Genomic DNA, 13,950 nt, shown 5'->3' on the forward strand with positions numbered 1-13,950 from the left:
CGGGTCCAAGCGCTGGACGTGCATGTCCGCCAGCGCATCAGCATCGTGAAGTCCGTTTTCTCTTTCCTGCTGTTGCTCTCCGTATGGCTGGCGACCGCGACGGGTGGTCAGGCACTGGGGATTCCGCTGCCCGACACTGCCGAACCGACCGAGGCCGCGTCGCAGCCCGCGCCGTCGATCGAAGCGGAGCGCGATCCCTCGCAGGACGAGCGGATCGCGCAGCGCATCCGGGGTTTCTTCGGGGCGATCGGCAAGTTCTCGGCCGTGACTGTCGATGTGACGGAAGGCGTGGTGACGCTGTCCGGCACCGTGCCGGAACAGGCGGATATAGAAGAGGCGGCCCGGCTGGCGGGCAATGTCCAGGGCGTCGTCACGGTTGAAAACACGCTGGAGCGCGACGTGTCGCTCGGCGGCGGGCTGGGTGCGATCGGAAGCGTGGAGGATCGCTTCGCCGACTTCGTGCAGATGCTGCCGCTTCTGGGCGCGGCGTTGCTGGTCGCCCTTGCCATCGGCACGGCCGGGTATCTGCTGGCAGGCTTCGGCTCGCTCTGGCGGCGCGTCACGCCGAACCCGTTCCTCGCTGAACTGGTCGCGAGCGCGATCCGCTTCGGTTTCATCATCCTCGGTCTGGTGATCGCGCTGGACATGATCGGCGCGGGCGCGCTGCTTGGGGCCGTTCTCGGCGGGGCGGGGGTCATCGGCATCGCGCTCGGCTTCGCGATGCGCGACACGATCGAGAACTATGTCGCATCGCTCATGCTGAGCCTGCGACAGCCGTTCCGGGCCAACGACCATGTCCTGATCGACGATCTGGAAGGCCGGGTCATCCGCCTGACCAGCAGGGCGACCATCCTCATGACGCTCGACGGCAACCATTTGCGCATCCCGAACGGCCAGGTCTTCAAGGCCGTCATCCTGAACTACACGCGCAATCCGCAGCGGCGTTTCGAATTCGAAATGGGCATCGATGCCGACGACAATCCCGATGCCGCGCGCCGCCTCGGGCGCGAGACGATGGCGGGCCTGCCGTTCGTCCTGGCCGACCCCGGCCCGGAGGCGCGGACCGTGGCGGTCGGCGATTCGAATATCGTGATCAAGTTCCTCGGCTGGATCGACCAGACAGAGGCGGACTTCTTCAAGGCACGCAGCCGTGCGCTTGCCGCGGTGAAGACGGCCTTGGAAGGTGCCGGCTTCGGGCTTCCCGAGCCGATCTACCGGCTGCGCTTCGATCCGCGGACCAATCCGCTCCCCTTCGAAAATATCGGGGAACGTGCCACCAAAGAGGCGCCGCCCACGCCATCCGAACCGCGCCTGGCACCCGCCCCGGGCGACCATGCGCACGAGGACGTTCGGCCGAGCGACGAGATCGCGCAGATGGTGGAGGCGGAACGGGCGACCGGTGGCGAGGAGAAGGACCTGCTCGATCGAGGCAGGCCGGTCGAATGAGCCTCAGCGTTTTGCGAGTTCGATAGCTTCCAGCACGACCTGGCGCGCATCGGCAGCATCGCCCCACTTGCCGATCCGGACCCACTTTTCCTTTTCCAGATCCTTGTAGTGCGTGAAGAAGTGCTCGATCTGCTGGAAGATGATGCTGGGCAGGTCCTTGGTTTCCGCGACATCCGAATAGTAGGGGAATGTCGTGTCGACCGGCACGCAGATCAGCTTTTCGTCGCCGCCATGCTCGTCTTCCAGGTTCAGGACCCCGATCGGGCGCGCCCGCACGACGCAGCCCGGAATGAACGGGCTTCGGGCGATGACCAGCGCATCCAGCGGATCGCCGTCCGGGCTGAGCGTATGGGGCACGAAGCCGTAATTGGCCGGGTACCGCATGGGCGTGTGGAGGATGCGGTCCACGAACAGGGCGCCGCTCTGCTTGTCGAATTCGTACTTCACCGGCTCGCCGCCGGTCGGAACCTCGATGATGACATTGAGGCTTTCGGGCGGATTGTCGCCCACGGGGATCATGTCGATACGCATTTGATGGGGTCCCTGTTATGTCGTGTGCGGCCCCTCTCCCAAGGATCGGCGGCGGCTTAGCGGCTGCGGGCGCATTGCGGAAGGGGGCGCTTGGCCTTACTTGCGCGGCCATGTCGAAAACACCGCAGGCCATCAGGGGCACCCAGGACATATTCGGACCGGAGGCGGAAAGCTTCGCCTTCGTGGTCGAGACTTTCGAGCGCGTTCGCAAGCTCTATCGCTTTCGCCGGGCCGAGATGCCGGTGTTCGAGAAAACCGAGGTTTTCGCGCGGTCCATCGGCGAGACGACCGACATCGTGTCGAAGGAAATGTATTCTTTCGAGGACCGCGGCGGGGAATCCCTCACGCTGCGCCCGGAATTCACGGCGGGCATTTCGCGCGCGTTCCTGTCCAACGGATGGCAGCAATTTGCGCCTTTGAAGCTGGCGACCCATGGTCCGCTGTTCCGGTACGAGCGGCCGCAGAAGGGGCGCTATCGGCAGTTCCACCAGATCGATGCGGAGATCATCGACGCAGGCGAACCGCTGGCGGATGTGGAGTTGCTCACCATGGCGGACCAACTCCTGAAAGAGTTAGGAATCCAGGACGTTACGCTGCACCTCAACACGCTTGGCGATGCCGAGAGCCGCGAAAACTGGCGGGCGGCGCTGGTCGATCACTTCCGCGCCGTGAAGGACGAACTGAGCGAGGAATCGCAGGACAGGCTCGAGAAGAACCCGCTCCGCATCCTCGACAGCAAGGATCCGCGCGACCGGCGGCATGTCGAAGAAGCGCTCGATATCGACGATTTCCTTTCGGAAGCGGCGCTCGACTTCTTCGCGAAGGTGACCGCCGGCCTCGATGCCGCGGAGGTCAAGTGGACCCGCGCGCCAAACCTCGTGCGCGGGCTGGACTATTACCGTCACACGGCGTTCGAGTTCATCCCGGACGAAGGCAGCGAGGCCGCCGCGCGGCTGGGCAGCCAGAGCACCATTCTGGGCGGCGGCCGCTACGACGGGTTGATCGAGAGCCTCGGCGGCGCGCCGACGCCGGCGGTCGGCTGGGCGGCGGGGATCGAGCGGCTGGCGATGCTGGTGGGCGAGCGGGACATGCCGTCCGCCGACCTCGCCATCGTGATCGAAGGCGATTCGGACCAGCTCCATGCGTCCGCGGCGCGGCTCGCCATGATGGCGCGGGGCCACGGCATCTCGGCCGAAAGCTTCGCGACCGGATCGCCGCGCAAGCGGTTCGACAAGGCGGTGAAAAGCGGCGCCAGGGTCGTGATGGCGTTTTCCGAGGACGATGACGGCCGGATGCAGCCCCCTCGCCTGAAGGGGTCGGACGAGGACATCGCGGCGGTCGGCTCCGCCTTCCTCGAATTTGCCAAGAATATCGGGCAGGACTGACATGCGGATTCCCGCAGAGCGCCTCGACCAGATCGCCAACCGCTTCGCCGAGATCGAGGCGCGCATGGCGTCAGGCACACTGGAGGGCGAGGAGTTCGTGGCGGCGAGCCGCGATTATGCCGAGCTGGAGCCGGTGGCGAAGATCGCGGGCGAAGTGCGCGCGGCGCGGGCGGAAATCGCCGAACTGGAGGAGATGCTCGCCGATCCGGAAATGAAGGCGATGGCGGAAGAGGAACTCGCCGCCATCCGCGAACGGCTGCCCGAGGCGGAGCGCGAACTGGCGCTCGCCATGCTGCCGCGCGACAGCGCGGATGCGAAACCCGCCATGCTCGAAATCCGGGCCGGCACCGGTGGCGACGAGGCAGCGCTGTTCGCAGGCGACCTCTACCGCATGTACGAGCGCTTCGCGGCGGAGCAGGGCTGGCGAGTCGAGCCTGTGAGCATGAGCGCCAGCGAGGTCGGCGGCTTCAAGGAAATCGTCGCCAATGTCAGCGGGCAGGGCGTGTTCGCCAAGCTGAAGTTCGAAAGCGGCGTACACCGCGTCCAGCGTGTGCCGGAAACCGAGAGCGGCGGGCGCATCCACACCTCCGCCGCGACCGTCGCCGTGCTGCCCGAACCGGACGAGGTGGACGTGCAGGTGGATGCAACCGACCTGAAGATCGACACCTACCGCGCCAGCGGGGCAGGCGGGCAGCACGTCAACACGACCGATTCCGCGATCCGCATCACGCACTTGCCCACCGGGCTGGTCGTAACCTGCCAGGACGGGCGCAGCCAGCACAAGAACCGCGAAAAGGCGATGCAGGTGCTGCGCGCGCGTCTCTACGAGCAGCAGCGCGAAGCGACGCAGGGCGCCGAGGCGGAGGCACGCAAGGCCATGGTCGGTTCGGGCGACCGGTCCGAACGCATCCGCACCTACAACTACCCGCAAGGGCGCGTGACCGACCATCGCATCGGCCTGACCCTGCAGAAGCTGCCGCAGATCATCGCCGGGCCCGGCTTGAGCGAACTGGTCGACGCGCTGATCGCCGAGGACGAGGCCAAGCGCCTCGCGGCCATGGATGGCTGACGCGCCCGGCGGGCAAGACGGGACTACGAAGGCAGGGGAGGCGCTACGCGCTGCCACGGACCGGCTGGCGGCCACCAGCGACACGCCCCGGCTCGATGCCGAACTGCTGATGGCGCACGCGCTGGACGTGTCGCGCTCGGACCTGCTTCTCCGGCATCTCGGCGCCGCGGTGCCGGACGGTTTCGCCGCGCTGGTCGAACGGCGGGCGGCGCGCGAGCCGGTCGCCTACATCATCGGGCGCCAGGAATTCTACGGGCTGGACCTGCGCGTCTCGCCTGACGTGCTGATTCCGCGCGGGGACAGCGAGACGCTGATCGAGGCGGCACGGGCCCGGTTCGAAACCGGCCCGCCGGCGCGGATCCTGGACCTCGGTACGGGTTCGGGCGCCCTGCTGCTGGCGGCGATGGATCTGTTTCCTGACGCCGAAGGCGTGGGGCTCGACGCATCCTTCGGCGCGGTTCGCATGGCGCAGTGCAATGCGCGCCGGCTCGGCATGGCGGACCGCGCGCGCTTCCTGCGGCGCAACTGGCGAAAGGCCGGCTGGGCGCGGGACCTCGGCCGGTTCGACCTGGTGCTGTGCAATCCCCCCTATGTCGAGACGACTGCCGAACTGGAACCCGAAGTGGCGGCGTTCGAGCCTGCGTCCGCGCTTTTTTCCGGGCTCGAAGGCCTCGACGACTACACCATCCTGCTGCCGCAGGTGGGCGATCATCTGTCCCCGCACGGGCTGGCCATATTCGAGATCGGCCACGAACAAGGCGATTCGGTCGCCGCGATTGGCACCGCCGCAGGGTTGCAATCGCGGCTCCACCGCGACCTCGCGGGGCGGGCGCGCGCCCTTTCGTTCACAGTATTGGGCCATTAAGGCTTGTGTAAAGCGGTCCGAGTAGTTACCTCGAATTCCAAGGCCAGCGGATTGCGGCGAGCCGGATGTTTCTTCCGAACAGCGCCGCGCCCCGTTCGCCTTAGCTCCGAAACTCGCGAATACGTACTGGCGGACAGCGTCGGTGCGAGAAGGCGAAAGGGGCATGCGCGCCGCAAGGGGCGGCCCGCAAGAGGGGTTACATGACTTGGGCAATCGAATGGTTCGGTGCAGCCCGGTCCCTGTGAGGGAAGAGTTTTCCTTTGAACAACAATCGTAACAACAACCGCCGTCGCGGTCGCGGAAATCGCAACCAGGGTGGCGGTGGTGGTGGCAACCAGGCCAACCGGATCGACAGCCGCGCCCGGGGCAATGCCCCGCAGCTTCTGGACAAGTACAAGAAGCTGGCACAGGACGCGCAGCACAATGGCGACCGGGTGCAGGCCGAATACTACCTGCAGTTCGCCGATCACTATTTCCGCGTCATCGCCGACAACAAGGCCCGCCAGGACGAAGCCCGCGCCAAGCGCGATTCCGACCGCGGCCAGTCCGACGACGATGGCGACGACGACGATCAGGACGGCAACGACAACCGTCGCCAGCGGCGCAACACGCGCGGCCGCCGGAACGATCGCGACGACCGTCAGGATTACGACGATTCGCAGGCCGACAATTCGTCCGACGACGATGACGGTTCGGACGACGATCGCGACAGCGACGACAACCCCTTCGCCCGCCCCCGGCGCGGCAGCGAAGGTGCCCCGGCCAAGCGTGCCCGCAAGCCGCGCGCGCCCAAGAATACGAGCGGCGAAGGCATCGACGCGGCGGTCCTGCCTCCTTCGATCAGCGAAGGATCGGAAGACGACGCGCCCGTGAAGAAGCCGGTCCGCCGTCGCCGCAAGGCCGACACGGACAGCGAGAATGCCGAGGCCGTCAGCTAGGCTGACTTCGCCGCGATTGCTGTCGGGCGAAGCTGCATGAGCGATCCGCAACCTTCCGGGACGACGGCGCTTTCGCGTCGGCTTTCCGCCCATCCGCGCCTCGCGGCGCTGGTTCTGGGCGCACTGGCCGCCTGCGGCTTTCCGCCCCTTGGTCTCTGGCCCCTCACGCTGCTCGGCGTCGCCGGGCTCGTCTGGCTGGTGGCGCGGACCGATCGTCTGCGCAGCGCATTCTTCATCGGCTGGCTGTGGGGCTTTGCGCACCTGACGCTGGCCAACAACTGGATCGCCACGGCCTTTACCCACCAGGCCAAGATGCCGGCCTTTCTCGGCTGGTTCGCGGTCCCCGCGCTCTGCCTCTACCTCGCGCTCTATCCCGGTTTCGCGGCGCTGGCCGCCCGCTGGCTGGCGCGCCGTTTCCTCACGGGCGATCGTCGCGATACGGCGACGCTGGGCATCGCGCTTGCGGGCAGCTGGATCGTCTTCGAATGGCTGCGCGGCTGGGTGTTCACCGGCTATCCTTGGCCCCCGCTTGGCCTCGCCTTCCTGGGCGATTTCGGGACGCCTGGCCTCGCCGTCGTGCTGCCCTGGATGGGGACATATGCGCTGTCCGGCCTGCTGGTGCTTCTGGCGACCGGACTGCTGGTCGCCTTCCTCGCCCGTCGCTGGCTGGTCGGCGGCGCAGCGCTGGCCGTGATTGCCGCGCTGATGCTGGTTCCGGCTGGCAAGGGCGCGGACGGTACGCTGCCCTATACGCTGGTGCAGCCGAACCTGACGCAGGCCCAGCTCAACGATTCGAGCCAGTACGAACAGCAGTTCCTCGACTACGCCGCGCTCAGCCGGCCGCGCCGTGAGGGGCTCGAGCGGCGGCTGGTCCTGTGGCCCGAAGGCGCCATTCCCGATTACCTGCGCGAAGGGTATCCGCAGCGCTTCTACACCGCGATGACGGCCGGTGGCGATCCCGCCTATGCCCGTCGCCGCATCGGCGAGGCGATCGGCCCGGACAGCGTGCTGCTGACAGGGGCGCAGGACCTCGAACTGGAAGGCGATACGCTGGTCGGTGCGCGCAATTCGGTGACGGCGATCGACGGCAACGGCACGATCCTCGGCGGATACGACAAGGCGCATCTGGTGCCTTACGGCGAATACCTCGCCCTGCGCTGGCTGCTGGAGCCGCTCGGCGCGCAGCGCCTAGTGGCGGGCAGCATCGACTTCCTGCCCGGACCCGGACCGCGCACGCTGGACCTGGGCGCCCATGGCCGCGCCGGCATCCAGATCTGTTACGAGATCGTCTTTTCGGGCCAGGTGGTCGATCGCGACGCCCGGCCCGACTACATCGTCGCCCCGTCAGTCGATGGCTGGTTCGGCAGCTGGGGTCCTCCGCAGCACCTGGCGCAGGCGCGCATGCGGGCGATCGAGGAAGGGCTGCCGGTCCTGCGCTCCACGACGTCCGGCATCAGCGCGATCATCGATGCGCGCGGCGTGGTGCGCCAGCATATCGGCATGTGGGAACAGGGCAGGCTGGACGGGATCGTTCCGCCAGCCTTCGAAGAGACGGCCTTTGCACGGTTCGGAAACGCACTTGCACTGGCCTGGGCCGCGCTGCTGATCGGCCTATCGCTGGTTGCGTCGCGGCGGAGGGACGGCTAGGTGCGCGGCAACACATAAAGCTTTCTTTATATGAGGCCCCGATGCGTAGCGACTACATCTTCACTTCCGAGAGCGTTTCCGAAGGTCATCCGGACAAGGTTTCCGACCAGATCTCCGACGCGATCGTCGACCTCATGCTGTCCAAGGACGCGGAATCGCGAGTCGCCTGCGAAACCATGACGACCACGCAGCGGGTCGTGCTGTCCGGCGAAATCCGCTGCCGCCCTATGTACGACAAGACGCGCGAGGAATGGCGCTTCAACAATTACTGGGCGCCCGGTGCGCGCGACGAGATCGAGCGCGTCGTCCGTGAAACGGTGAAGGACATCGGTTACGAACAGTCCGGCTTCCATTGGGAGACGCTGACCTTCGAGAACCATCTGCACGGCCAGTCCGCGGAAATCGCGCAGGGCGTGGATGCGGGGCACGAAGGCTCCAACAAGGACGAAGGCGCGGGCGACCAGGGCATCATGTTCGGTTTCGCCTGCGACGAGACGCCGGACCTGATGCCGGCGACGCTCGATTACAGCCACAAGATCCTCCACCGCATGGCGCAGGACCGCAAGGACGGCACCGCACCGTTCCTGGAGCCCGATGCCAAGAGCCAGGTCACGCTGCGCTACGAGAACGGCAAGCCGGTGGAATGCACCGCGGTGGTGGTCTCCACCCAGCACGCCAAGGGTTACGACAAGGGCGAGAAGGAAGCCGAGCTCAAAGCCTATGTGAAGGGCGTGGTGGGCGACGTGCTGCCGGAGGGGTTCCTGTCGGACAGCACGGTGTGGCACATCAATCCGACCGGCGCCTTCGAGATCGGCGGACCGGACGGCGATGCGGGCCTGACCGGCCGCAAGATCATCGTCGACACCTATGGCGGCGCGAGCCCCCATGGCGGCGGCGCCTTCAGCGGCAAGGATCCGACCAAGGTCGACCGCTCTGCCGCCTACATTACCCGCTACCTCGCCAAGAACGTGGTCGCCGCGGGCCTCGCCACGCGCTGCACCATCCAGATCGCCTACGCCATCGGCGTGTCGGAGCCGCTGTCGCTCTATGTCGATACGCACGGCACGGCGGCGGACGGCGTGACGGACGAGGCGCTGGAAGACGCGATCCGCAACACCGGCAAGCTGGGCGGCCTGACCCCGCGCGGCATCCGCACGCATCTGGGCCTCAACAAGCCGATCTATCGCAAGAGCGCCGCCTACGGCCATTTCGGCCGCGACGTGGACGGCGACCACTTCCCGTGGGAACGCACCGACCTGGTCGACGACCTGAAGGCCGCGCTGGGCAAGTGATGCGATGACGGTGGCGGACCGCCCGGCACCGACATCCCTTGATACAGGCGCCGGGCAGGGCGCGCGCATCGTAGCGCTCGATGCGTTGCGCGGCATTGCCGTGGCGGGCATCGCGCTGATGAACGTCTACGTCTTCGCGCTGCCCGCGGTCGCCTATCTCGACCCCGCGGCCCTCGGCCCGCCCGATGCGCTGGGCGGGGCGCTCTGGGCGCTGAGCTTCGTCTTCGTGGAGGACAAGTTCCGCAACCTCTTCGCCATGCTGTTCGGCGCGGGCGTCGCGATCATGCTCGAACGGGCCGGGACGGGCCGGTTGCGCGGACACTACGCCCGCATGGCCGCGCTTCTCCTGATTGGCCTGGTGCACGCGACCTTGCTGGCGAACAACGACGTGCTGCGGCTCTACGCGCTGGCAGGACTGGTGCTGCCGATTGTCGCGGGGCTCAGGCCCCGGACGCTGTTCGCGATCGCGGCGCTCTTGATGACGGCGCATGTAATCGCGGTGGCGTCATACCTGCGCGACTGGTTGGCATACTGGTGGGCGCTCGATCCGGCCTTCGATGCGCAGGGCATGGCCGAGATGGAACGCGCCTTCGGCAGGGGTGCGGATGCGCTGGCCCTTGCGATGGAGCAGGGACGCGAAACCTTCCGCGAGCGTATCCCGCGGCGCATTGCCGGCATTCCGCAGCACCTGCTCACCGCGCTTGCCGCCATGCCCTCGACGCTGGCGGCGATGCTGGGCGGGATCGGCCTGTGGCGCGCGGGTATATTGCAGGGCGGGTCGGAGACGCGATCGCTCTTCGTGGGCGCGGCGCTGCTGGGCATTCCTTCGCTCGTGATACTTGCGCTGATCGGCGCGATGACCGCCGCTGCCGGCTTCCCGCCGATCCTCGTCTCCGTCGCCGCTCTGTCGCTGAGCGCACCCTTCGACCTGCTACTCGCGATCGCCTACGCGCTGGTCGCTATGGCGGTCTGGCAGCAGAAGGGCGGCGCCTTGCGCGCCCGCTTCGCGGCGGCCGGCCGCCTTTCGCTCACCAACTACCTGCTCACGAGCACGATCTTCGCCGCGATCTTCGCCGGGTGGGGGCTGGGCCTGTTCGGAACCCTCTCGCGCAGCGCGGCGCTTGGCGTTGCCCTGCTGCCCATCGCCCTGATGCTCTGGTGGTCACCCCTCTGGCTGCGCCAGTTCCGGCAGGGTCCCTTCGAATGGATATGGCGCCGCCTTGCCGGAGCGAAGCCGGGGCCGATGAGGATCAGCGCGCCGCGCGCATGAACTGGGCGCTCTGCTGCAGGACCGGGGCCTTCCCACGATAGGGCGAGGAAAGCGCCATCACCACGTCCTCGTGATCCAGCCCTTCGTAATTGATGACGGTGACCGGCGCACCCGCCTCTTCCAGCATGGCCGCGAGGTTGATGGCGTTGCGGGGCCGCACAGTCTCGTCTTCGGTCGATGTGATCAGGAGCAGGGGTGGGGCATCGGCGCGCGCGAAACTGATCGGCTGCGTCAGTAGCGGGTCCGGCGCGCCATGCATCGCGTCGATCGATCGCTTTGTATCGAAAGGATAGAAGTCGTAAGGGCCAGACAATCCGACGGCGGAGTCCACGATTTCCGGATCGACATCGACCGCGCGAAGCCAGCGTTCGTCCAAGGCGAGCATTACGGCGATATAGGCGCCCGCCGAATGCCCCGAGAAGGAGATGCGGTCCGGATCGCCGCCGAATCTCCTGGCGTTGTCGCGAGTCCAGCGCACTGCGTCGGCGCCGTCCTGCAGGAATGAGGGGAAGCGCACTCCGGGCACTTTCCGGTAATCCGGAACGACGACTAGGAAGCCTTCGCTGGCAAGCGCGCGGCCCGCGAACGCGTAGGCGTCTCGGTCGCCCTTTACCCAGCCGCCGCCGTACCAGAAAATGACGACGGGGCGCAGGTCGTCGGTCGCCTCGGCAGGTGCCCAGACATCGAGCGTCTGCCCCTGATCACCGAATCCGATCCCCGTACCGACCTTCACGGTGCCGTTTCCGCCGCCAGCCGCGCGATCGAGCAGGGACAGCAGCTTGGGTGGCGATGTGAAGGCGAGGAAAAGTCCGAAGCCGACGATGGCGATCGCAAGGACGCCGAGAACGAAGACCCTCATGCGTTTCGGCTCCAGAATATCGTGGTCGTTACAGCGCGACCTTGTATCGGGCGGTCGTGCTCTGTGCGATCTGGTCTTCGGTCACGTCGGATGCCAGTTCGATGAGGCGGAAGTCGCTGTCATGGTCGGGGCGCTGGAATACGCCCAGATTGGTGATGACCATGTCCACCACGTTGGTCCCGGTCAGCGGCAGGGTGCATTCCGGGATGAACTTGGCAGATCCGTCCTTGGCGGTGTGGTCCATCACCACGATGATCTTCTTGACGCCGGCGACCAGGTCCATGGCGCCGCCCATCCCCTTGATCATCTTTCCCGGGATCATCCAGTTGGCGATGTCGCCGTTCTGCGCCACTTCCATCGCGCCCAGCACGGTCAGGTCGATATGGCCGCCGCGGATCATGCCGAAGCTGGTCGCGCTGTCGAAATAGGCGCTGTGGGGCAGCTCGCTGATGGTCTGCTTGCCCGCATTGATCAGGTCCGCATCGACCTCGTCCGGATAGGGGAACGGGCCGATCCCCAGCATGCCGTTCTCGCTCTGCAAGGTGACATGCATGCCTTCGGGGATGTGGTTCGCGACCAGCGTGGGGATACCGATGCCGAGATTGACGTAATATCCGTCCTGCAGTTCCTTTGCCGCACGCGCGGCCATCTGGTTGCGATCCCATGGCATAGTCTTAGCTTCCTTCCTGCAGGGGCGGCGGCGTCAGGAACCAGCCCGCGCCGACCAGCTCGTCGAGCGGCCGGGCCGCGTCGCGGTCCCTCAGATAGAGATAGAGTTCGTCGAAATCGGAGCGGTCGTCACCGGCGATGGCGATGACGCAATGCGTTTCGCCAAGCTCGCGGCGACGGGTCTGCTTGCGCTCTTCCGGCGTGCGCAGCAGCAGGATCGGATCGCGGCCCAGCGGATCCAGCCCGCTGTCGATCAGGCGCCTGCGAATGGCACCGGCACTGGCGGCACTCTGGGACGAGATCCAGAAGACCTCCACGCCTTCGGCGCGAATGGCGCGCAGTGTGGCGACGAGCGAGGGATCGCCCATGCTCGGCGCATCGGCATCGAACGTGCCGGTCGCGGGGTCCAGATCGACGAGGAAGGCGGGCGGACGGATCGCGCAATCGCTGCGATCCGCCTTCAGCGACCCGGGAGAGGCCAGCAGCGCGGATTGGCGGGCAGTGTCGACCGGATCGCGCAGGGCCTGTTCCTCCACGTAGGAATACAGCGCCTGATAGGTCTCGCCGGAGATGGTCGCGTCGGGATCGACGGCGGCGATGCCGGCCGTTTCGCCCGCTTGCATTCCGGGCATGACCGGTGCCGGTAGCGGAGCCTGTATCTGCGGGGTCGCCCAGTCCGCTGGCCGCGTCTCACTCCCCCCGGCGGAGAAATCTGCCGTCTCCACGTCGCCTTGCGCCGGAACGGCCGCGACTTCGCGGACCGAGCCCTGCGGCGTCTCGTCGGCGAAGGGCGGGGGCGGGACTGCGGTGCCGTTGTCCCGCGCTTCGCCGACCCTGCCGTCCCGGGGACCGAGGACGAGTTCGTCACCGCCCGCGATCGTCCCGCCGGCCAGTACCGGGATCGCCGCAGCCGCAAGGCATCCGCCCAGCAGCGGCGTCGCGCCCATAAGCAGGATGGTGGCAGCGCGGCGGACCATGGATCAGGCCGCTTCCCTTTCGCGCGTGGTCTCGAACTCGATCTTCTTGTCGTAAGGCGCGCCCACGATCATCCGCTGGACGTAGACGCCGGGCAGATGGATCGTGTCGGGATCGAGCGATCCTGCCGGGACGATTTCCTCGACCTCGACCACGCAGACCTTGCCACAGGTCGCGGCGGGCTGGTTGAAATTGCGCGCGGTCTTGCGGAACACCAGGTTGCCGGTCTCGTCCGCCTTCCAGGCCTTCACGATCGCCAGGTCAGCAAAGATGCCGCGTTCGAGGATGAAATCCTCCATCTGGCCGTCGCGATTGGCAAACTGCTTCACTTCCTTGCCTTCGGCGACCTGCGTGCCGACGCCGGTCTTGGTGTAGAAGCCGGGAATGCCTGCGCCGCCGGCGCGCATCCGTTCCGCCAGGGTACCTTGCGGGCAGAATTCGACTTCCAGTTCGCCGGCGAGAAATTGGCGTTCGAATTCCTTGTTCTCGCCGACATAGGAGGAGATCATCTTCTTCACCTGCTGCGTGCGCAGCAGCATGCCGATCCCTTCGTTGTCGATCCCCGCATTGTTGCTGGCAAAGGTCAGGTCCTTCACGCCGCTGTCGCGGATCGCGGTCAGAAGACGTTCGGGAATGCCGCACAGGCCGAAACCGCCGCTCGCGATCAGAAGTCCGTCGGATAGCAGGCCGTCGAGAGCGGCGGCTGCATCGGGATAGAGCTTGTCCATGGATGGTCCCCTGAAACTTGGCCCGGTCCTTAGAGGTCGCGCCGCGCCCTGTCACCATGACAATCTTGTTGCAGTGCAATGCGTTACCACGCCGAGCCCATACAAAATCGTTGAGAATCAGAGATCTATGTGTGTTGCGTTTTGCGCAACCTAATCGGAACTTTTCGCACTTGCACAAAAGTGCGCACCGGCTCATATCGAACCTGCCTTTTAGGCATCCTCTCCCAAGACTTTCAGCCCCGGTCGCAAGGCCGGGGCTTTTTTCTTGTCTCGGGC

The 13,950-nt window shown here is 66.5% G+C and carries 13 protein-coding genes; 8 read left to right on the forward strand and 5 right to left on the reverse strand.

The window, feature by feature from the left end:
* Positions 1-18: 18 nt before the first annotated feature.
* A complete protein-coding gene (locus AB1K63_RS12370; RefSeq protein WP_366960478.1) occupies positions 19-1,446 on the forward strand; it encodes a mechanosensitive ion channel family protein in 1,428 nt (475 codons plus the stop codon).
* A gap of 3 nt (positions 1,447-1,449) precedes the next feature.
* On the opposite strand, the gene ppa is transcribed toward AB1K63_RS12370, so the two are convergent.
* A complete protein-coding gene (ppa, locus tag AB1K63_RS12375; protein ID WP_366960479.1) occupies positions 1,450-1,977 on the reverse strand; it encodes an inorganic diphosphatase in 528 nt (175 codons plus the stop codon).
* Between the two features lie 110 nt (positions 1,978-2,087).
* Between ppa and hisS the strand changes: the two genes are divergently transcribed.
* The 7 genes from hisS to AB1K63_RS12410 all read left to right on the forward strand — a co-directional run bounded on the left by hisS (position 2,088) and on the right by AB1K63_RS12410 (position 10,443).
* Positions 2,088-3,362 (forward strand): histidine--tRNA ligase, encoded by a 1,275-nt coding sequence (gene hisS / locus AB1K63_RS12380; RefSeq protein WP_366960480.1) that lies wholly within the window; start codon positions 2,088-2,090, stop codon positions 3,360-3,362.
* A 1-nt stretch (position 3,363) separates the two neighbouring features.
* Complete coding sequence (gene prfA, locus AB1K63_RS12385; RefSeq protein WP_366960481.1) at positions 3,364-4,431, forward strand: peptide chain release factor 1; 1,068 nt, start codon at positions 3,364-3,366, stop codon at positions 4,429-4,431.
* Positions 4,424-5,296, forward strand: a complete 873-nt coding sequence (prmC, locus tag AB1K63_RS12390; protein WP_366960482.1) for a peptide chain release factor N(5)-glutamine methyltransferase — start codon at positions 4,424-4,426, stop codon at positions 5,294-5,296. Before prfA ends, prmC begins: the two co-directional genes overlap by 8 nt.
* Before the next feature lie 260 nt (positions 5,297-5,556).
* A complete protein-coding gene (locus tag AB1K63_RS12395) occupies positions 5,557-6,234 on the forward strand; it encodes a DUF4167 domain-containing protein (RefSeq protein WP_366960483.1) in 678 nt (225 codons plus the stop codon).
* A gap of 36 nt (positions 6,235-6,270) precedes the next feature.
* On the forward strand, positions 6,271-7,881 hold the full coding sequence (gene lnt / locus AB1K63_RS12400; RefSeq protein WP_366960484.1) for an apolipoprotein N-acyltransferase: 1,611 nt from the start codon (positions 6,271-6,273) through the stop codon (positions 7,879-7,881).
* A 41-nt stretch (positions 7,882-7,922) separates the two neighbouring features.
* Entirely contained in the window at positions 7,923-9,173 is a 1,251-nt protein-coding gene (metK, locus tag AB1K63_RS12405) for a methionine adenosyltransferase (RefSeq protein ID WP_366960485.1), read from the forward strand.
* A 4-nt stretch (positions 9,174-9,177) separates the two neighbouring features.
* Entirely contained in the window at positions 9,178-10,443 is a 1,266-nt protein-coding gene (locus AB1K63_RS12410; RefSeq protein ID WP_366960486.1) for a DUF418 domain-containing protein, read from the forward strand.
* Here the strand turns inward: AB1K63_RS12410 and AB1K63_RS12415 are convergent.
* Genes AB1K63_RS12415 through AB1K63_RS12430 form a run of 4 tightly spaced genes read right to left on the reverse strand, consistent with a single transcriptional unit; the run spans position 10,424 to position 13,674 of the window.
* Entirely contained in the window at positions 10,424-11,302 is an 879-nt protein-coding gene (locus AB1K63_RS12415) for an alpha/beta hydrolase (protein ID WP_366960487.1), read from the reverse strand. The two genes, AB1K63_RS12410 and AB1K63_RS12415, sit on opposite strands and share 20 nt — an antisense overlap.
* 28 nt (positions 11,303-11,330) lie before the next feature.
* Entirely contained in the window at positions 11,331-11,972 is a 642-nt protein-coding gene (locus AB1K63_RS12420; RefSeq protein WP_366960489.1) for a CoA transferase subunit B, read from the reverse strand.
* A 4-nt stretch (positions 11,973-11,976) separates the two neighbouring features.
* On the reverse strand, positions 11,977-12,948 hold the full coding sequence (locus AB1K63_RS12425; protein ID WP_366960490.1) for a hypothetical protein: 972 nt from the start codon (positions 12,946-12,948) through the stop codon (positions 11,977-11,979).
* A 3-nt stretch (positions 12,949-12,951) separates the two neighbouring features.
* Positions 12,952-13,674, reverse strand: a complete 723-nt coding sequence (locus tag AB1K63_RS12430) for a CoA transferase subunit A (protein ID WP_366960491.1) — start codon at positions 13,672-13,674, stop codon at positions 12,952-12,954.
* Positions 13,675-13,950: the final 276 nt, after the last annotated feature.

It is taken from the genome of Qipengyuania sp. JC766, assembly GCF_040717445.1.
Taxonomy (GTDB): Bacteria; Pseudomonadota; Alphaproteobacteria; order Sphingomonadales; family Sphingomonadaceae; genus JC766.